This is a genomic window from Flavobacterium gelidicaeli, from assembly GCF_013294005.1.
Lineage (GTDB): Bacteria > Bacteroidota > Bacteroidia > Flavobacteriales > Flavobacteriaceae > Flavobacterium.
Map to the genome: position 1 here is coordinate 143080 of NZ_JABSNK010000008.1, position 22423 is coordinate 165502.

Sequence of the window (22423 nt, forward strand, 5' to 3'; positions counted from 1 at the left end):
GTTTTAAATTAATAGATGCACGTTAAAAAGTTACTTTTAAAACATGCTAAAGAAATACATTTAAACCTTATTTGGGGAGAAGGGGTTTTTAGAAAGCAATCAACAATCTGAAAAACAATTGATTACAAATGTAGTGCTTTTTTATTAATACTACAAAACGTACTTTAAATCGTCACATTAAACTTTATATAAAATAAAAAAAACCCGCTGGGATCTTTCACAGCGGGCTTTTTAAAGAAAAAACGTTTCTCTTAATAATTAATTTTCTTAGTAATAACATTTCCGTTTTGAAGAATCACTTTTACAATTAAAGCTTGATCTCCAGCAATTATATTAGGAATAAGTAATTGTTCACTAGCCACCTTTGTTTTTAAATAAATTTGTCGACCTGAGAAATCATAAACAAATACTTTATCTATTAATTCGACAGAAGCTGTGATGATAATTTCTTTATTTTTAGTAGCTACAAAAACAGTGTTGTTTAAAGTATCAAAATCATCAGTTCCAAGTGTTTTATTAGCATACAAAATAGCAAAACGCTCATTAAAAACCCCTATTTCAGTTGTAAAAGCGTAAGGTGACTCTTTTAGATTATGAATAACGTTTAACAATTTATCTTCTAGATAAACCACTTGACTAGTAAACAAACCGTCTACTTGATCAATTGCAATTTTAAAATCTCCTGCAATATTACTTTTATATCCTAAAAGAACAGTGTCATTTTCATCAAATGGTAAAGCCCTTCCTTGTATTGCCATGGCAGAAGTATTCAGCAAGCTATAGAAGTTAATAAAGGCATTAGCATTAAAGCTAGCACCATCATAGGCATTCTCATATTCATTAGTAGCGCCTATAACATATCCTAGTAATGTTTGTTTAAAAGCTCCTCCGTCATTCCATAAGCTCAACCAAACTCTATTTTGTTCAAATTCTGCTGTCTTACTTGAATTTGATTGTTTAAAAAATTGTGAATTAGCAATTACAGCACCTGATTTTAAGCGCATTGCATTAGTAAAAACAGCATTACCTGACGCTATACTTCTTGTGAAAAAAGATTGCCCAGCAGCTATTTCCCCATTAGGTATATTACCACCTGCTGTTGCTTGAGTTCCCGTACCCCCTGTTAAATTATAAGAGGCATAATCATCTGATGAATAAGCATAAGCCCCTGAACCTGGGTTAGAGACATTTGTACCAATATCTGTAGTATGTGTCCAGAAATATATAGTTCCATCTATAACACCACTATTTGCAGTTAAAAATGTATTGGCATTTAATGCGGAAGGATATGGATTCCCTATTAAATTAGAAACTCCAGCTCCCATTATGGGTATGGAAACATTTCCGGTTATAGGCTCACCTATAAATGAAGCTGAGTAAACCGAGGGTGGAATTGAAGTATAATAACCTTGTGGTCCGCGAATGATATATCCTTTACCTGCAGTCATAACATTAGTATTAGTCTCATAATTCCAATCATTGATACTAGCGTTAAAAGACAGAAACTTATCCCCTGAAGTATTAGGAGAAACATCTATTAATCGTTGGTTTTTTACAGGGCTTGACCAATAAGTGTAATCAAATTTATCTATAGGGTTTGTATTTCGTAGATATGTTATATTACCTGAATTAATAGCAACAGGATTCACTTGAACTAAACTTGAATTATTATCAAAAACAACATTAGCACCAGACGCAACAGTCAAGTTATATTCTAACTTTATATATTGACCATTAGCAACAGATAAACTAGCAGGACTATTTACTGTCAAACTACATGCATTAATATTACCTGACAAACTTGTATTATAATTACCGTTAATAATCGCACTAGTACTAGTTGTAGGCGCACCTGACGACCATGAAGTCCCGTTCCAAGTAGAGGTTGAACTACAAATAGGAGTTCCAAACAAGACCACATCATCAATTCTAAAATAATCACTAGTTATTGCCAATTGTCTAAATCGAAGCCTTAAATTAGAAGCCGAAGGAATTGACCCTGAAGGGGTAACAAGAACCCATCCTGTAGTTCCTGACCCAGTGGCTCTACTATATATCAATGGCACATAAGTAAGCCCGTCTGAGCTCACCTCTACAATTAATTCATTGCTTGCTGTATTAGTTGCTTTATAGTGAGCAAAAGTCAAATTTAAACTAGAATAACTCAGCGTGTTTATCCCTGAAATTTCAAAAAAACTATTTGCTGTTGATGTAAAAAAAACATTACCTCCACCGGAAGCCCCTGTATATCCAGAAGAGCTGCTTGTAAATCGAACTTCAGATGTCCCTGAAAAAACTATTGGTGCAGTATTTTGGAATGTATTTAAACTAATTGCAGTATTTCCAGAAGGACTACCCATGTTTTCACTAAAAACAATAGTTTGTGACCAACCAGTAAATGATAGCAATATCAGTATAATAATTACTTTAATCTTCATAACATTTATTTAAAAAAAATACATTAACATACAAAACAAAATTATCCCTCTGTTTATTTAACTTCTTTAATAACATATGCTAAAATCATTAAAACTTATAAAATAACAACAAAATAGGAAGCGAGATTTAATTTTTCATACAATATCAGAAATTAAAAAACTTATTACAAACAAATTCATTGAGTTTTTTTTTATTTTTAATCTAGACTAATATTAATTCTTATATAGCGTTTTTCCTTTTTTCAGTAGCACCTTAACGATTAACGCTTGATCAACTGCTGGTAAATTATTTAAATCCAATTGATCATTATCAATTTTATTTTTAAAATACAGCTGCTGTAGTTCTCATCTGATTTTTATAAGCAGCGATATCAGAAGTTAAACTTGTAGTAAAAAAAGACTGACCAATTATAATTTAACCATCATCTTGCAAAACAGCAGTACGCATCTTGTTATTTGCACCTGATTTCACTGTATTAAAAATAGTATTAAGACTAACCGTCAACATTCAAACGAGCAAATTTAGAAATTCGAGTACTCTTAAAACTATTGAAATTGCCAAAGATCATCGTTTGTCTATTTGCTAAAAGAAGTATTTTAAATCATCACTTTAAACTTTATATAAAAAAAGCCCGCTGGAATCTTTCACAGCGGGCTTTTTAAAGAAAAAACGTTTCTCTTAATAATTAATTTTCTTAGTAATAACATTTCCGTTTTGAAGAATCACTTTTACAATTAAAGCTTGATCTCCAGCAATTATATTAGTAATAAGTAATTGTTCACTAGCCACTTTTGTTTTTAAATAGAGTTGTCTTCCTGAAAAATCATAAACAAATACTTTATCTATCAATTCGACAGAAGCTGTGATGATAATTTCTTTATTTTTAGTAGCTACAAAAACAGTGTTGTTTAAAGTATCAAAATCATCAGTTCCAAGTGTTTTATTAGCATACAAAATAGCAAAACGCTCATTAAAAACCCCTATTTCAGTTGTAAAAGCGTAAGGTGACTCTTTTAGATTATGAATAACGTTTAACAATTTATCTTCTAGATAAACCACTTGACTAGTAAAGAAACCGTCTACTTGATCAATTGCAATTTTAAAATCCCCTGCAATATTACTTTTATATCCTAAAGGAACAGTGTCATTTTCATCAAATGGCAAAGCCCTTCCTTGTATCGCCATGGCAGAAGTACTTAGCAAACTATAGAAATTAATATAGGCATTGGCATTAAAACTAGATCCATCATAAGCACTTTCATACTCATTTGTAGCACCTGTAATATACCCCACCAATGTTTGTTTAAAAGCCCCTTGATCATTTACTAGATTCAGCCATAACCTGTTTTTCTCAACATCAACAGTAGTTTTAGAAGTTGATGCTGGTCTAAAAAACTTGCTATTATCAATAATAGCACCTGCTTTTAAACGCATAGAATTATTAAACATAGCTGTTCCTGGCGCAATACTAGTCCCAAAGAAACCTTGCCCTGCCGCAATTTGTCCGTCTGGAATTGAGGTGTTAGGTCCGCTGCTTATTGAAGCCCTCGTTCCAGTACCTCCTGTTAAATTATATGAAGCATAATCATCTGAAGTATACGCATAAGAACCTGAACCTGCGGTACCATTTGTAATATTAGAAGCTAATTGAATAGATGTATTGTGCGTCCAAAAATATAATGTCCCGCTTAAAACACTATTATTAGCTGTTAAAAACGCATCGGCATTTAGTGCTGATGGATACGGATTTCCAATTAAATTAGATACTCGCGTACCTGCTATAGCAACAGAAACTACTCCATTAATAGGCTCACCTTTAAACGGCGCTTTATGAAAAACTACTGGATTAGGTGCATAATTTCCTTGTGGGCCCCTTATTATATATCCCTTACCAGCAACCATTGTTGTATTGTAAGCATCTTCATATTTCCAGTTATTGACAGTTGAGTCAAAAGACAAGAATTTATCTCCCAAAGTGGTAGGAGAGACATCTATTAACTTTTGATTTTTCACTGGTGCCGACCAATACGTATAATCAAAATTACTTACTGCTGACGTCTGACGCATATAAGTGATATTACCTAAGTTAATTGCCGCATCATTAATTTGTACTAAACTAGATAAGTCATTAAAAATCATTGTACCATTAACAGTTAACTGGTTTTGAAGTTTAAGTGTTTTACCTGAAGCAACTGTAGCTTCAACACCCGCATTCACTGTGCATGAACACAAATCAACATCGCTACTAATTGTGCCCGTTCCTGTAATGACTCCTATTTTATTTAAATCTGGTATTCCGCTCCAGGTTGAACCATTGTAATTAACAGTTTGAACAGTGTTTACAACTGCATTACTTGAAGATCCAGATGTGCAACTTCCATTTGAAACTGTAAATGTATAGGTTGTTCCTGCTGTTAATCCAGAAACAGTAGTTGTGGCTCCTGTTCCAGTTAAACCAGTTAAACTTGCAGTTGTTGGACTTGCAGTTACTTTCCACGATCCAGACGACGGCAAACCTCTCAAAGCAACACTCCCTGTAGACGTAATACAATTGGGCTGCGTAATTGTTCCTATTGTAGGTACCGATGGGACAGTAGACAAATAAACAACTGTACTAATATCATCGGCAGTGGTTTGTCCTGAAACATCAGAAACAGTATTCAACGAAGGATCTATTCCTGAAACACTGGCAGAATTAATTACTTTACCTGCTGTCACATCAGTTGCAGTAATCGTATATACAGCAGTAAGTATTTTTGTTTCTCCAGCTGCTAAACTAGCTATAACATTAGTGGCCAATACTAAACCTGGCAAAGGATCACTAAGAACAATATCTGTAATAGCAGTCTCACCAGTATTCGTTACTTCAAAAGAATAATTAATTTTATCTCCCAATACACCGCATCCAGACATAGATGCTTTTTTTACCAAACTCAATTCTGCAGTTTTAAGAGAAGCTTTATTAACAGCAATAAAGGCACAATCAGAACTTCCTGAAAAATTAACGACAAAACGATCAACAGAAGCTGCGTTAGCAGAAGTAATACCAAAAGCACTTAAATCCATAGCAAGCAACCGAATATCTCGAGTATCATTGGCTGAAAAACTAGAAGCTGCCAAACCATTATTAGCATTAAACAAATCCAATCTATAAGTTCCAACTACTTGAATACCATTAAATGCAACATTTATAGCGGTCCCTACTGTAGCACCTGTTGCATCTACAAATTTAAATGTATCTGTTACTGAACTCGGTTGAGCTACCTGACTAACTACAATATCAGGCACGTTATCACCTATACCTGTTAAGTTTATATTATCAGTACCTATTTTAAAAGAGACTGTATTACTCGCTATATTTGCAATTCCTGTTCCTAATGATAATCCATTAAGTCCATCGGTAAGTCTATATGCTAACTCTGCTGGAGTGGAAACACTACCTGAAATTGCAGGGATTAACGTCCTAGCTGTCAACGAACCATCCATCATAGCACCTTGCAAAAAATAAGTGTTTGATGTATACCCTAAAGATTGTATTTTTAGAGCTCTAAAAACCTGTGTATTGTAACCAACTCCTTTTGTTGTAAGTATCGCGTTATTTACGCCTGTAGAATAAATAACATTATTCCATTTAAAAGCTAATAAATTATTCTCTGTATTAGGTTGATTACCACTAGCTGTAGCTGTATTAGAAGCCCAGTACCCATTCCAATCCGTGTAAATTTCATTGACCGCTGTTTGACTATATATACTAGACCCAGCTAGAAAAGAAATAAATAATAAATACTTTGTGAATGGATAAACGGTATTTAAAAAAATTGTTCGAATTATAGTATAACAAGTATTGTAGATTAATATAAAGTAATTTATTATCATATAGATACTATTAAATAAAATTTGGTGATTTTCGCGAAAGTATATAATTCCTATTTGTTAAACACATTTAATCGACAAACTAATTAAATCGTCGTTCAAATACATTTTTCCGTACTAACTTAAGCCAAGCTATACTTGAATTTATGATAATAATGACAGCATCAACACTATCTAAACATTAAAAAAGGTTAGTTTCTTTAGCAATATAACAGATTTTCAATACTGCAGAATCAAAAAAATTAGGCATACTGATGATCTGACATTTCATCTAATTTTAATTTTAGTAAGATAACTTTAAACACATAAATACAACTACCCATGTGCATTCTATTTTACAAAAGGATAAACACAAAAAAAATAAAAACGACTGAGGCTTATGCACAACAAACACTCCAATTACTTAAAATATATGTTTTTCCTTAAATAAATCTAAGGTATTAGTGTTGAAAAAAAATCTAAAGACAAATACCTAATCTTTTTAGTAACAGAATATGCATTCGTGTTCACATCATAGGCTATATAAAGCTCCCTTCCAAGTAAATCATAAATACAAATCTTCTCTAGTTTTTCAGAATCTCGATATACGCTATTGTCTTGTTTTTAACAACACAATCAGATTGTCGATTGTCAAATCAAGATCGAATTTAAAAAAAATCACAAAATAAACGCCTTAAAAAACTTAATCAGCTTTACAAAAAGAGCCATCTTGAAAATTTTCAAGATGGCTCTTTTTCTTCTACAACTATTTAAAGACTATCAATTCTATTTCTATAATCTAAAGAATATATATGTTTTTATATTAGTAAACTATTTTTCGAGTAATCATCTTGCCATTATTTAGAACTACCTTTACTATTAAAGCACCGTTGGCATGAGTAAGATTTTTTACAACTACTTCATTAGAATCGATTGCTATTTTACTATAAAGTTGTCTTCCTGAAAAATCATAAACAAATACTTTATCTATCAATTCGACAGAAGCTGTGATGGTAATTTCTTTGTTATTAGTAGCTACAAAAACAGTGTTGTTTAAAGTATCAAAATCATCAGTTCCAAGTGTTTTATTAGCATACAAAATAGCAAAACGCTCATTAAAAACCCCTATTTCAGTTGTAAAAGCGTAAGGTGATTCTTTTAGATTATGAATAACGTTTAACAATTTATCTTCTAAATAAACCACTTGACTAGTAAACAAACCGTCTACTTGATCAATTGCAATTTTAAAATCCCCTGCAATATTACTTTTATATCCTAAAGGAACAGTGTCATTTTCATCAAATGGCAAAGCCCTTCCTTGTATCGCCATGGCAGAAGTACTTAGCAAACTATAGAAATTAATATAGGCATTGGCATTAAAACTAGATCCATCATAAGCACTTTCATACTCATTTGTAGCACCTGTAATATACCCCACCAATGTTTGTTTAAAAGCCCCTTGATCATTTACTAGATTCAGCCACAACCTGTTTTTCTCAACATCAACAGTAGTTTTTGAAGTTGATGCTAGTCTAAAAAACTTGCTATTATCAATAATAGCACCTGCTTTTAAACGCATAGCATTATTAAACATAGCTGTTCCTGGCGCAATACTAGTCCCAAAGAAACCTTGCCCTGCCGCAATTTGTCCGTCTGGAATTGAGGTGTTAGGTCCGCTGCTTATTGAAGCCCTCGTTCCAGTACCTCCTGTTAAATTATATGAAGCATAATCATCTGAAGTATACGCATAAGAACCTGAACCTGCGGTACCATTTGTAATATTAGAAGCTAATTGAATAGAAGTATTGTGCGTCCAAAAATACAATGTCCCGCTTAAAACACTATTATTAGCTGTTAAAAACGCATCGGCATTTAGTGCTGATGGATACGGATTTCCAATTAAATTAGAAACTCGCGTACCTCCTATAGCCACAGAAACTACTCCATTAATAGGCTCACCTATAAACGATGGTTCATACAAATTTATTGGGCCAGGTGCGTAATTCTCTTGTGGCCCCCTTATTATATACCCCTTACCAGCAACCATTGTTGTATTGTAAGCATCTTCATATTTCCAGTTATTGATAGTTGAGTCAAAAGACAAGAATTTATCTCCTAAAGTAGTAGGAGAGAAATCTATTAACTTTTGATTTTTCACAGGTGACGACCAGTAGGTATAATCAAAATTAGTAACTATTGGTGTCTGACGCTTATAAGTGATATTACCAGTGTTAACTGCTGCATCATTAATTTGTACTAAACTAGATAAGTCATTAAAAATCATTGTACCATTAACAGTTAACTGGTTTTGAAGTTTAAGTGTTTTACCTGAAGCAACTGTAGCTTGAACACCCGCATTCACTGTACATGAACACAAATCAACATCGCTACTAATTGTGCCCGTTCCTGTAATGACTCCTATTTTATTTAAATCTGGTATTCCGCTCCAGGTTGAACCATTGTAATTAACAGTTTGAACAGTGTTTACAACTGCATTACTTGAAGATCCAGATGTGCAACTTCCATTTGAAACTGTAAATGTATAGGTTGTTCCTGCTGTTAATCCAGAAACAGTAGTTGTGGCTCCTGTTCCAGTAATAGCACCTGGATTAATGGTCCAGTTTCCAGTTGCTGGCAAACCACTTAAAACAACACTACCTGTCGGTGCAGCGCAAGTGGGCTGAGTAATAATGCCAATAGTAGGGATATCTACAGCAGAGCCTCCACCAACAGTAAAACTTTTAGTAACTACGCAGCCAACTCCGAGCGGAGTAAGTGTAAGATTGTATGTGCCTGCTGAAAGTGCATTAATATTTCTATTTGTAGCGGTGAAAGATGGTGTTCCTACTTTCGTCCAAGAATATTTATAATTCCACTCAGGAGAATTTTGAAAAGTCCCATTCACTCCTACCGGTAGTTTAGTCAACGATGTTCCAACACCTTCGGAAAAATTGTAACCTGCCAACAATCCAGACTCTGTGCCTGTATATTGAGTTGTTGAACTAGCTAATGTTGCTATTGCGGCAGCTGACAAAGCTGATGAATACATTCCAACTTTCTTAATTTGCCCTGTAAATCCTCCACCCGAAGCATCTATTACACCCGCACCAATTTTAGGAGTAAATGTAGTATTAGAACCATAATTAGTTGTAGTAGACCCACCGGAAGCTATTAAGACACCGTCTATATATATTCTTAGATTACTTCCAGTTCCTACTGCTGCTATGTGATGCCAAGCATTATTTCCAAAAGTAGTTGTGAGCGTTGTTGTGATACTTCCTCCACCAGCAGTCCAAAGCAAAATGGTATTTGTATTAGTAAAGCCAAATTCAATTACATCGTTTTGACCAAACAAACTGTACCTACTTCCTATGTCTGCCTTATTAAATTTCACCCAACCTTCTAAAGTAAAAGCATTTCTATTAGACAAAGAAAAACTATTCCCTAAATCAATATAATCATTATCTGCATTTCTAAATTCTATTGCACTTTCTGGATTTATTAAGTTTATTGAACCTCCACTGGTATTTGAACAACTAGCATCAACTATGGTTGCACTAACTATTGGGTCTGGTATAATTGAAATAGTTATGGAGTTAGAGTTAATCGCAGCTGGACAAGAATTACTTACCACCACGTCATAAGCACCTTCATTTGCACTAGTAGGGTTACTTAGAGTTAAAGTAGCACTCGTAGCTCCTGAGACTACTCCTCCATTAGACAAATTTACACCGTCTTTTCGCCATTGAAAAGATGTAGCATTCGTTGCGACCACAGTTATTGTTTGGGTACCATTACCGGGACAAGTGGCAGTTGGAGCAACGGGTTGTGTTGTGATGCTTGGAGCAGTACAGATTTCATCAGCTCCCATATAGGGCTTTGCACGATTTTGACCATCTATATCGGTTGTAATTTCAGTGATAAGAACCCCTTGCAAATTATCATTTCCAGTACTTTGCAAATGAAAATCAGTAATTGACGTAAATAATGGATTTATACTTTTGGAATTAGAGTCGGTAACCGCTTGGTTCCAGGAGGTAAACCCTGCTGTTCCAATATACTCTATTGAATTAATTCTATTTGAAAAATTATTTGTAGCGTTAGACACATAATAATCGTTATAGTTTACAGCCCCAAATGTCCCTCCATTATTAAAAACTGCATATTGTCTATTAGTTAACGTGTTTACAAAGATGTTACTTCGTAAATTAATATTAGAGCCTCCAGTAATATAAACACCAGAAGCGTAAGCTGTGCTGGCTGGGGCGCCTTTCATTACAATAGTATTAAAAAAGATATTTGTCATACTACCTGAAGTCACAAAAATACCATTACCCTTATTGTAATAATTATAATTATTAGGATCAGCAGTGCTTACGTTAACGTTGGAAATAATATTATTAAATATATTTGTTACGCCTGTACTTTTAACTAAAATACCTGCAGTAAACAAGCCATTTTTATAAATTGAATTTACAATATCATCGATATAATTAGCAGATATCAAACCTGCGCTAGAACCCAATAGCACAATTCCCGCAGTATCATTACCATTATTAGCCGTATTATTGATGCCTGAGATTTTATTACCAGACACTTCGTAATTTAAAGCATTCAATAAATAGAATGCCCTAATAGGCTTTTCAATTGAAATAGTACTTCCAACACTATTTCCTGATATTTTCCAATTTGATGGAGAAAGAGATGCGGTACCGCTTCCATTAATATAAACAGCATCCTTTACGTTAATCATTAAATTATTCAAAACTAAAACAGAGGAGTTTGCAGCAGTAGCGGCCTCAACATTAATTCTATTATTCCCTCCAAATCCATTATTTCCCGAATAAACGCCAGTACATAAAGTTAGCTGCTGATTTCGATTTGTAAATTTTAAGTTACAATTTGTAACAGTAATATTCGAGGAGCTAATTGATCCGTTACTAGCGATCCAAATGATAGATCTATCAGTGTAACTTAAACCATCATTATTTACCAACGTTAAATCTTTTCCACCTGCTGCAGAACTACTCCCATCTATTACTACATTTTTTGCTCCATTAAACATAAAAACTGCTGCTACCCCAGTAGAAGAGTTTAACATATCAGCTGTTACAGAAACTGTCTTTCCTATGTTAGGCTTAATTGTTAGCGTATTAGTCACGCTAGAACCAGCAATTTGACCAATAACTATTTGAGAATTAACTACCTGATCTTCATCTACTAAAAAAACCACAGGGCCAGAAATTCCCACTGAATTTATACGAGCCACAGCGGCAGCTAAAGTTTTGAAATTACTATCAGGATTCGCAGTATTGATCGTAAATGAGCCGGATAATTGAGCAATACCAAAAAAAGGAATTAATAATAAGAATAGAAAAATTTTTTTCATAGTATGGTATTTGGGGTGAATCTAAATATTAAATAGCAGGTTATTCTTACAAACATATAGATAACATTACAATAACGATGTTTGTAAATATCAAAATGAAAAATACTCGATTAAAAGCATTAAAAAACGACGATAAGCATATTTTACAATGTGTTTTAATTAAACTTATAATATAACACAGCATTATAATTTATTACTAAAAAGCTCTTCTTTATATACGAAATCAGTCCAATTTTAGTTTTGAAAAATAATCCTAACTTTGAGCTGTATCTCCCGATTATTAAAACCTTGTCACAACAGCAAAAATGAATCCTACCTACACCATAAAAGATGCGCTTAAAAAAATAGAACATTACTGTGCTTATCAAGAGCGTTGTCATGAAGAAGTAGAGTCTAAACTTCGTGCAATGAAAATGGACTCACATGAAATTGACCAGATCATCGCTCAATTAATTAAGGATAATTTCTTGAATGAAGAGCGTTTTGCTCGCAGTTTTGCTCGTGGTAAACACCGCATTAAATATTGGGGAAACATCCGAATTACGAATGAACTGAAATTCCGAAAAATAAATCAGCGCTTAATTAGCACGGCACTAAAAGAAATTACTCCCGAAGAATATTATGAAACTTTCGAGAAAATAGCGTTGCGAACTTGGGAAAATACTAGGGAAACAAACACTATGAAGAAAAGAAAGAAAGTTTGTGATAGTTTATTGCGAAAGGGTTTTGAAAGTAATTTGGTTTATGAAAAAGTGAAGGAATTAGAAGACAAAGATTGATTTCTGTTTTGTAAATGGCCGTTACTTATGGACCAACTGTTCCTGGCGTTAGCTATTGGAACGCAGATGACACGGATTTAGCGGATTAAAACGGATTTTTATTTTTTTTTAAATGGGATAAGTCTGCAGCCTTTAAAACTCTCAACTTTAGCTGTAATGGAACGCGGATGACACGGATTTAGCAGATAAAACAGATTTTTTTTCTTTTAAAATAGAATAAGTTTGCTGCTTTTGTAATTCTCGTCTTTGGATAATGGCAAGCAGATTTAGCAGATTGAAAATGGATTCATTTGTTAGGAAAGGAATAATTTTCAAATTGAAAGTTACTAGCTTTGGTTGTAATGGAACGCGGATGACTCGGATTTAACGGATTAAAACGGATTTTTTTCTTTAAAATGGAATGAGTTTACCGCTTTTCTGATTCTCGGTCGCGCTTAATGGGACGCAGATTTTGCAGATTAAAAGTTACTAGCTTTAGCTGTAATGGAACGCGGATGACACGGATTTAGCGGATTAAAACGGATTTTTTTCTTTAAAATGGAATGAGTTTACCGCTTTTCTGATTCTCGGTCGCGCCTAATGGGACGCAGATTTTTCAAATTGAAATTTACTATATTTAGCTGTAATGGAACGCGGATGACACGGATTTAGCAGATAAAACAGATTTTTTTTCTTTTAAAATAGAATAAGTTTACCCCTTTTTTGATCCTCGTCTTTGGCTATTGGCACGCAGATTTAACGGATTTTTCTTGTTTATGAAAGGGATTGCAGTTGATATATTTATTATTCTTCCTTTTTAATAATGGCATGCGGATTCCACAGATTTAAGTGGATTTACTTCTAAGAAAATTGTAAATGACATTGAACTAAAATCGTTTCATTTCTGTCAGTTCGAGCGGAGTCGAGAACCGTATTAGCAAACAGCTCTCTATCGATAGACGATATACGCTACAATTATTATAATTACTAAATCTTAACCAAAATTCGTTTAGCACTTCAATTTTAAGAAAACTGTTGTTTTACTGAAGAGTAATTAGAATATCAATTTCCTCTTCGCTAAACCGAAAGCAGTACACTCACAGCATTACCGCCAAAACCTACTGCGTTTACTAACACTTTTTTAATGGGCTTGGTTTGTTTTTGCGCTTTTGCAAAAGGGACGCTGATGAAGGTATTGTGTTGCATCATCATGATAGCCAACTCTAAGCTTAGTAACCCTGAAGCGCCAAAAGTATGTCCGATTTTCCATTTATTTGTGGTCAGTAATGGCAGGCTTTCGCCAAAGACTTTTTGGATTGCTCTATACTCTGTTAAATCACCCTTGATGGTTCCTGGAGCATGCATAACAACGGCATCTACATCTGATAATTCAGTATCTTTTAAGGCCATTTTCATGGATTTTTGAAAACAAGTGGCTTCTGCAGAAATGGATATGTTGTGTTCCAGAACCTCTGTGGCGTAACCAATTCCTTCGATAAAAGCCAATGCGTTTTCTTTTTTCCCTATTTCTAAACAACAAACTGCTGCGCCTTCACCAAGAATCATGGTATTTTGTGTTTTCTTTAAATCTAATGCACGATTGGGATATTCCTCGTCTGACCTTGAATAGATTTTTAAAGCACGCATTTGCGCGATTGTAAAATCGGTTAAAGGGGCTTCACTACCACCAACCAAAAACTTATTGACCATACCTGATTTTAACCAAGCCACACCGTTTAAAACAGCATGCAATGCTGTAGAACAAGTAATAGAATGCGAAATTTCGGGACCTGAGCTTTGCAAATCATGTGCAATCCAAGAGGAAATATTCCCCAGAGTAGTGGTAGGCGAAGCCAATGTTTGCGCTTTTCCCGTTTCTAGATATTCTTGATGGTGTTTTTCGAATAATTCAGTGGCTCCACGTGACGAACCAATATTGATTCCGAATACATCATCAGTTGTCCAAGCTGCTTGCTCAACCGCTTTGCGAGACGCTTCCATGGCATATAGCACCGAATTGTCTAGAAACTTATATTTAGGATCCGAATGTTTTAATAATTCAATTTTAGCAATTGAATCTTCATTTAAAGGCGCTACAAACGTTGGGGCTTTATCAATGTTTTTCTGGGTAAAACAATGCTGGTCGTTCAGGTAGTGCTCCCAAATTAATTTTGGGTCATTACCCAATGGAGACATAGACGAGAGAGCGGTAATGGATATTATTTGTGACAAGGTGTATTAATTTATTACACGAAGATTCGCAGAGAATTTTCGCAGAGATTCACAAAATTCAAAATAGAGAAATCAGCCTGGCTAAACTTGACATTTTCTCCTAGTTTTATTTTGTGCAATTTTTTTTATTTAACCGCAAAGGTCGCAAAGTTTTTCGCAAACTGCATAACGAATGCGACCAAATAATGCGTTTTTAGAATTCAAATCATTAGTTGACTTTCTACTTATTGCTTTTTAGCCCTGATAGCAGTGGAAATCCTTTATCGCCGTTCTTAAGGCGGTAAAGATTGCAACGGATAGCAGGATTAGCTCCAAATTAAACTATATCAAGTGCTTGTTCGACTACTTGATATATTTTTTCTAATTGTACATCACTAATGATATACGGTGGTAAAATATACACGATATTCCCCACTGGTCGTAAGATTACGCCATTCTCGATGAAGAAATCATAGAGTTTGTTCCGCAAGCTTCCATAGTAACTTGCTGCTCCTTCTGTTTTTATTTCTAAAGCAAAAATAGTTCCCAGAACACGAGTGGTTTTGACCTTAGCATGCTCCTTAATTTTTGCTTGAAAGGCCAAGTGATTGGCGTTGACACGAACTAAATTAGCTTGCATTTCGGGAGTTTTTAACAACTCTAAACTCGCTAATGCAGCGGCACAACCCGTAGGATTAGCTGTAAAAGTATGTCCGTGAAAAAGGGCTTTATTAATATCTTCGTCATAGAAAGCATCAAAAATCTCTTGCGTAAAAGTGGTAATCGCCATAGGGATAGTTCCACCAGTCAATGCCTTAGACAAGCACATCATGTCAGCAGTTTCATTGACGTAATTCATTGCAAACGTCTTGCCTGTTTTTCCAAAACCAGTCATTACTTCGTCAGCAATGGTCAAGACATTATTCTCTTTGCAAATGACAATCAACTGTGCCAAAGCTTCCGGTTCGTGCATGACCATTCCGGCAGCACCTTGCACTAAAGGTTCAAAGATAAAACCAGCGCAATTGTTGTTTTTAATTTGTGACCTCAAAGCATCATAACTCTCTTGCTCTTGCCCTTTGACAGGAGCGGGAATGCGCACCACGTCAATAAACATCCCTTCGAATGCCTGCGTATAAAAGGAAATTCCGCTTGCCGCCATAGCAGCAAATGTGTCTCCGTGAAAGGCATTTTCGAAAGCTATAATTGTGGTTCGTTTTTCGCCTTTGTTAAAAAAGAATTGCAAAGCAACTTTGATCGCTACTTCTACAGCCGTTGAACCATTATCAGAAAAGAATATTTTTCTTTGGTTATCAGGCAATATTTCGATTAGCTTTTCACCAAGTTCGATTGCTGGCTCGTGCGTAAATCCACCAAAAAGAACGTGTTCTAGTGTCGTTAGCTGCTTGTAAATCGCATCGGCAATGTATTTATTACTGTGCCCGTAGGGATTCACCCACCACGAAGCGATAGCATCAATATATTCTTTGTTGTTTTCGTCCCAAAGCAAAGCGCCTTCTCCTCTTTTAATAGCGATAGGAAGCGCAGCTGTTTTATGTTGTGTATAAGGGTGCCAAAGGTATTCTTGATCCCTTTCAGAAAGCCCCCTAACCCCCGAAGTGGGAATAGTTGTAGTACTCATATTTATAATTTCAAAAGGTTTTCTCTAAATTGATCGGCGTAATCCTTAATTACATTTTGATCAAAGTAAGGTTCTTGTTCGATGCGACCGATACAATTAATTCCAGTTTTGGATAAAATTATGGACTCAGTAGCTTGATTTTTTTCACCACTGAAAATAATTCCAGCAATATTGATCTTGCGGTTTTGCAATGCTTCAATCGTTAACAGGGTATGGTTGATACTCCCCAAATAATGTCTTGAAACAACTACTACTTTATAATCTGCAGCAATTAAATCGACAATAGTATCTTGATTATTTAATGGTACAAATAAGCCTCCTGCTCCTTCTATAACCAAATGATTTTCGGTTTCTGGTGCGACAATCTTAGCTAAATCAATTGTTAAACCGTCAATTTCAGCGGCTAGATGTGGACTAGCTGGCGTGTTTAACTTATAGCTATTAGAATGAATAACCGTTTTATCGTTACTAATGTAGCGTTCAATTTTATGACTGTCCGAATTATCAAGGTCACCCGCTTGAATGGGTTTCCAATAGTCGGCTTGTAGTGATTCTGTTATAATTGATGAGGCAATTGTTTTACCTACATCAGTTCCTATTCCTGTTACAAATATTTTCATAATTACTAGACCACGGATAATACTGATTTAACAGATTATCACTGATTTTTTAAATTCTTTTTTCTATCGTTGGTATATATTATACGCTTAAATTCTGCCTCTTCTCCAAAATTCAACAAGAGACCTACTTCTATTTTAGTTGCTTTTAAATAATTCATCAATTGCGCTACATGAGCACTCTTGAGGACTTCACATGCCTTAAGCTCAACTATTACCTTATCTTCAACTAGTAAGTCACTATAATACTCTCCCAATAATTGCCCCTTTAAATATACTTTTATAGGACTTTGAGCCTTACCATTGTATCCTTTATTTTTTAATTCGAAAAACATCGCATTTTGATAAATCTTCTCCAAAAACCCGTATCCTAACTGGTTATAGATGTCAAAATATATCTTAATTATATCCTCCGTATTTTTTTTATGTAACAACTCACTCATAATAAATCTGTTATAATCCGTGGGATCAGTTTAATCTGTGGGCGAAAAAACAAAAGTACTCAACAAACTCAAGACTTTTGAGATTTCTTCCTTGGAATTATAACTATGTAAACAAAAACGGAGTCGCTCTTGTCCTTCTGGAACTGTAGGAGATAGTATTGCTTTAACATTGAGGCCACTATCTTGAAACTTTTGCGCTATTGCTTTCACTTTTTGATTGCCAGGAATTATTGCTGATTGAATTGCAGATTTAGATTGCACAAACATTGGTTTTAAACCCAATAGCATTTTTTGTTGGTTGAAATAAACGATATTGGATCTCAAGTCAACTAAGCTATTATTATTGGTATCTAGAAATTGATATGCGTGCAAAATTGTAGCTACAGCATGTGGTGACATTCCTGTTGTGTAAATAAAGCTACGAGCAAAATTCACTAAATATTGTTTTAACTCATTTGAACCTAGGATAGCTGCACCGTGGCAACCCAAACCCTTACCAAAAGTCATGATTCGGGCAAAAACTTCTTCCTGCAATCCCAACATTTGGACCAAGCCTTCCCCTTTATCACCAAAAACACCCAAAGCATGCGCTTCATCTACAACCAAATAGGATTTGTACTTTTTACAAATACCTACCAACTCCTCGAGATTGGGCGTATCGCCATCCATTGAGAAAACACTTTCGGTAACGACATAGATATTCTCTGTGCTATGACGCCTAAGAAGCGTCTCTAGCTCTTCAAAATCGTTATGGGCAAACTTATATGCTTTTGCATTAGATAACTTGATTCCGTCTCTAATCGAGGCATGACAGAGTTCGTCGTATAGAATTAAATCTCCTTTTTGAGGCACACTACTGAAAAAACCAACATTTGCATCATAACCTGAATTAAAAATCAATGCCGCTTCTGCCTGATGGAATCGGGCAATGTAATCCTCTGTTACTTGATACAACGGATGATTTCCAGAAATTAATCGCGAGCCTGTCGCCCCATTTTGAAAATACTTATTGTCGATTAAAAATTGATGCGTTCGATTAAAAATAACTTCTGATTGAGAGAGTCCTAAATAATCATTTGATGTAAAATCTATTAGATCACTTACATTAGGTAATTTTCTAAGTGCATTTTCGCTGTTGCGAACATGAAGTTTTTTGAGAAGATTTTCAGGTAATTTCATGCCATCAAAGTTATGAATTATTGTGCAAAATAAGCAGTTATCCTCTAGCCCAGATAGCAATGAAAATCCTTTTACTTTTTTTCTTTAAAAAATGTAAAAGATTGTAATGAATAGCTGGAATAGCTCCTAAATAAAAAAGCCAAACATAAATGCTTGGCTTTAAATATATAATATTGTGAAACGTTTTAGTCAGCTAAAATAATCACTTTATTGTCTTTCATTTCTAACGTTCCAGAAGAAATCGCTAGTGTATAATTTTGATCATTAATCTTTGTGAAGATCGCTGATGCTTCTTTACTTAACTGAAAAGATGGAGCAGATATACTCACGATTCCTTTTTCAAGTATTGAAACTATGGGCGCGTGATTATTTAATATTTGGAAGCTACCATCAACACCTGGTACAGCTACTGAAGTAACTTCTGCTTTAAATAAAGATGCCTCTGGTGATACTATTTCTAATAACATATTTTTGTAGTTAAAGGTTTAAAAGCTTAAAGTTTAAAGTTGCTTGTGAACCTTAAACTTTAAACCTTAAACTATTTTTTAAGCTTCTGCTAACATTTTTTCTCCAGCTTCGATAGCTTCTTCGATAGTACCTTTAAGGTTAAAAGCTGATTCTGGTAAGTGATCTAATTCACCGTCAATAATCATATTAAATCCTTTGATAGTATCTTTGATATCTACTAAAACTCCTTTTAATCCTGTAAACTGCTCCGCTACGTGGAAAGGTTGAGATAAGAAACGTTGTACACGACGTGCTCTAGAAACTGCTAATTTATCTTCTTCAGATAATTCTTCCATACCTAAGATCGCAATAATATCTTGCAATTGCTTGTACTTTTGAAGAATTTCTTTCACTCTTTGTGCGCAGTCATAATGCTCATCACCAAGAATTTGTGGTGTTAAGATACGAGAAGTAGAATCTAACGGGTCAACCGCTGGATAAATACCTAGCTCAGCAATCTTACGAGACAATACAGTTGTTGCGTCAAGGTGAGCAAACGTTGTTGCTGGTGCCGGGTCAGTTAAATCATCCGCAGGTACGTATACCGCTTGTACAGATGTAATAGATCCTTTGTTTGTAGATGTGATACGCTCTTGCATCGCTCCCATTTCTGTAGCTAATGTTGGTTGGTATCCTACTGCAGATGGCATACGACCTAAAAGAGCCGATACCTCTGAACCTGCTTGAGTAAAACGGAAGATATTATCAACGAAGAATAATACATCTTTACCTTGATCAGTTCCTGCACCATCACGGAAATATTCAGCGATAGATAATCCAGAAAGTGCTACACGAGCACGAGCTCCTGGTGGCTCATTCATTTGTCCGAAAACGAAAGTAGCTTTTGACTCTCTCATTCCTGGTAAATCTACTTTAGATAAATCCCATCCTCCATTTTCCATAGAGTGCATGAAATCATCACCGTATTTTATAATACCTGACTCTAACATCTCACGAAGTAAGTCATTTCCTTCACGTGTTCTTTCTCCTACTCCTGCGAATACTGAAAGTCCACCATGACCTTTTGCGATATTGTTGATCAACTCTTGAATCAATACTGTTTTACCAACACCGGCTCCACCAAACAATCCAATTTTACCCCCTTTTGAATAAGGCTCAATTAAATCGATTACTTTAATACCTGTGAATAAAACTTCTGACGAAGTTGATAAATCTTCAAATTTAGGAGCTTGACGGTGAATTGACATTCCGTTTACACCAGTCTTAGGCAATTCAGGTAAACCATCAATTGCATCACCAATTACATTGAACAAACGTCCGTAAACGTCAGCTCCAATTGGCATTTGAATCGGATTTCCTGTACCCACTACTTCATAACCTCTACTCAAACCATCTGTTGAGTCCATTGAAATGGTACGAACAGTGTTCTCTCCGATATGAGATTGTACTTCAAGTACCAATAGAGTACCATCTTTTTTTGTGATTTCTAATGAATCATAAATTTTTGGAAGTTCAACATCTTTACCGTTGAAAACTACATCAACTACTGGACCAATGATTTGCGCAACTTTTCCTATTACTTTTGACATTACTTATGTATTTATTAAATAGCTATTTAGGTTTATGAAATATGCCTAACCGAAACTTATCGTTTAGACCCTTTTTTCAAAGTGCAAAGATAATTTTTTAAAATAAAAAATCAATTATTTTTTTGATAAAAATCAGCAACTATTAAATGAATCTCTAAAAATCACATTTAAAATAGCCAAATCCCTGCATTTCAGTACAAATAAAAAACCACCACGTCAAAAAAACGGGTGGCTTTATTTTTATCTTTTGATCAAAATTTATTTAATTACTTTTGGATATAGTATAGGAAAAAGACTTAAATCTATTTTTTTCAATGTAGATCCATATTTTTCATTAATTGCTGTACTAAATTCATTTGCGATTAAAGCATAACCCATAGGACTTGGATGTATTCCATCTAATGAAAAACCACCTCCTGTTACATAAGTTGAAGTTATTGTAAAACCATTAGACGCAAAACCACCTGTTGACAATTGAGTCATAATTGCCTTAGTGTCAACAAAAGCCAATCCTTTTGCATCTGCAGCCGCTTTAATAGTGACATTATAAGCATCTGTAGCCACCTTGATCTCATTGATCTCAGTAGGGATCAAAACATGAGCATCTTGTAAAGGAAATGTAATTCCAAACTTATTTAAAGGAGAAGGCGGCGCCATACCTACACCAGAATTAGCAGCTGTTGGAGCTGTTCCAATAACTGATTGTGTTGGCAATAAAACTAAATCAGTAGCGGTAGCTTGACGCGCTTGACCAAAAACAGCACCGTAAAAAGCGGCTGTTGGCGCACCTAATTTAGCCGTAAAAGCAGCAGTTAATTGAGCCGATAAATTAGGCAAGGACTCATCTTTAATTAATAATGGATTCGCAGCAGTAGCAGACAATAAGTTGATACGATCACCAGCACCAAATGCAGTCAAAGCTTCTTTTAAAGGACCATATAGCAATGAATTAAGTTGTCCAACAGTTGCTTGTCCAGTAGCAAGATTCCCAGCACCAAGCACTGAAGCAGTTAAAGGATTATAAGGAACGGTTTTAAAATAAGGCAAGGTATTAACATAAGGTAAATTAGCCACAACACCTTTAGCTCCCTTAGCAGTTAGGTTAGTTACTAAACTTGAATATATATTTGCAAAAGCTGTAGGGTCAGTTATATCATTCCCCCCATAAGTTGCTGGATTTGCATTACCGGTTTGATTTACGCCAACCCCTCCAGAGGTAGCATAACCTAACACATCATTACCACCAATCCATAAAGTAAAAAAAGTAGGCGCTTGTACTAAAGCATCTTCTATTACAGTTGAAGTATTTGAAGTAGCAAATCTTGCATAATAAGGATTTGCTTTTCCAGTAGCTACACCTGTTATACTCCCATACCCAGGAGTTACTAAATGATAACTCTTTGCACCCGGAACTCCTAAATTATTAAAAGGCCCCGTAATACGATTTGTTACTTCTGTAGTAGGCACTCCATCAACAGAAGCCGGACCTGTCCCATTAAAATACAAACGAACTGCCGCTATTTGATTACCACCATACAACAATCCTCCAATATTATCAGACGCCAAAGGAGTCTTAAATTCTCCTCCTCCAGCTTCTACAAATTGCCCCGCTAAAAGATTGGTATACGCACCTTGTTGCCCTTTAATAAAAACGGAACCGTCACTATACCCAGCTGCAAAGGAATCCCCTAATGCTACATATTTTGTAAAGTTTGCCGAACCCGAAGTTGCAGGCACATTAGCCTCAGCAGCAACATTGTCATCACTACTACATGCCACAACGGTTAAAGAAACCAATAAGAGCAATTTTAAATTTTTTTTCATTTTAAAAGTTTT

Annotated in this window: 12 protein-coding genes; 1 reads left to right on the forward strand and 11 read right to left on the reverse strand. The window is 35.0% G+C overall.

The window, feature by feature from the left end; translation table 11 throughout:
- Positions 1-251 precede the first annotated feature (251 nt).
- The 3 genes from HNP99_RS13040 to HNP99_RS13055 form a co-directional block, all read right to left on the reverse strand.
- Complete coding sequence (locus HNP99_RS13040) at positions 252-2438, reverse strand: T9SS sorting signal type C domain-containing protein (RefSeq protein WP_173853823.1); 2187 nt, start codon at positions 2436-2438, stop codon at positions 252-254.
- Positions 2439-3117: 679 nt separating this feature from the next.
- Positions 3118-6315 (reverse strand): DUF7507 domain-containing protein, encoded by a 3198-nt coding sequence (locus tag HNP99_RS13045; protein ID WP_254596861.1) that lies wholly within the window; start codon positions 6313-6315, stop codon positions 3118-3120.
- A 799-nt stretch (positions 6316-7114) separates the two neighbouring features.
- Positions 7115-11680, reverse strand: a complete 4566-nt coding sequence (locus HNP99_RS13055) for a LamG-like jellyroll fold domain-containing protein (protein WP_173853824.1) — start codon at positions 11678-11680, stop codon at positions 7115-7117.
- 305 nt (positions 11681-11985) lie between these two features.
- On the opposite strand from HNP99_RS13055, the gene HNP99_RS13060 reads away from it, so the two are divergent.
- Positions 11986-12459 carry a regulatory protein RecX gene (locus tag HNP99_RS13060; RefSeq protein WP_173853825.1) on the forward strand — a complete coding sequence of 158 codons (474 nt, stop codon included), beginning with the start codon at positions 11986-11988 and terminating at the stop codon, positions 12457-12459.
- 1056 nt (positions 12460-13515) lie between these two features.
- On the opposite strand, the gene HNP99_RS13065 is transcribed toward HNP99_RS13060, so the two are convergent.
- The 8 genes from HNP99_RS13065 to HNP99_RS13100 all read right to left on the reverse strand — a co-directional run bounded on the left by HNP99_RS13065 (position 13516) and on the right by HNP99_RS13100 (position 22411).
- Positions 13516-14670, reverse strand: a complete 1155-nt coding sequence (locus HNP99_RS13065) for a beta-ketoacyl synthase N-terminal-like domain-containing protein (RefSeq protein WP_173853826.1) — start codon at positions 14668-14670, stop codon at positions 13516-13518.
- A 316-nt stretch (positions 14671-14986) separates the two neighbouring features.
- A complete protein-coding gene (bioA, locus tag HNP99_RS13070) occupies positions 14987-16291 on the reverse strand; it encodes an adenosylmethionine--8-amino-7-oxononanoate transaminase (RefSeq protein ID WP_173853827.1) in 1305 nt (434 codons plus the stop codon).
- A 2-nt stretch (positions 16292-16293) separates the two neighbouring features.
- Positions 16294-16911, reverse strand: coding sequence for a dethiobiotin synthase (bioD, locus tag HNP99_RS13075; RefSeq protein WP_173853828.1), 618 nt, complete (start codon positions 16909-16911; stop codon positions 16294-16296).
- 38 nt (positions 16912-16949) lie between these two features.
- Positions 16950-17351 (reverse strand): GxxExxY protein, encoded by a 402-nt coding sequence (locus HNP99_RS13080; RefSeq protein ID WP_173853829.1) that lies wholly within the window; start codon positions 17349-17351, stop codon positions 16950-16952.
- 30 nt (positions 17352-17381) lie between these two features.
- Complete coding sequence (locus tag HNP99_RS13085; RefSeq protein WP_173853830.1) at positions 17382-18530, reverse strand: aminotransferase class I/II-fold pyridoxal phosphate-dependent enzyme; 1149 nt, start codon at positions 18528-18530, stop codon at positions 17382-17384.
- 185 nt (positions 18531-18715) lie between these two features.
- Positions 18716-18997 (reverse strand): FoF1 ATP synthase subunit delta/epsilon, encoded by a 282-nt coding sequence (locus HNP99_RS13090; protein ID WP_173838899.1) that lies wholly within the window; start codon positions 18995-18997, stop codon positions 18716-18718.
- A gap of 78 nt (positions 18998-19075) precedes the next feature.
- Complete coding sequence (atpD, locus tag HNP99_RS13095; protein WP_173838900.1) at positions 19076-20587, reverse strand: F0F1 ATP synthase subunit beta; 1512 nt, start codon at positions 20585-20587, stop codon at positions 19076-19078.
- A 258-nt stretch (positions 20588-20845) separates the two neighbouring features.
- Positions 20846-22411 carry an SGNH/GDSL hydrolase family protein gene (locus HNP99_RS13100; protein WP_173853831.1) on the reverse strand — a complete coding sequence of 522 codons (1566 nt, stop codon included), beginning with the start codon at positions 22409-22411 and terminating at the stop codon, positions 20846-20848.
- Positions 22412-22423: the final 12 nt, after the last annotated feature.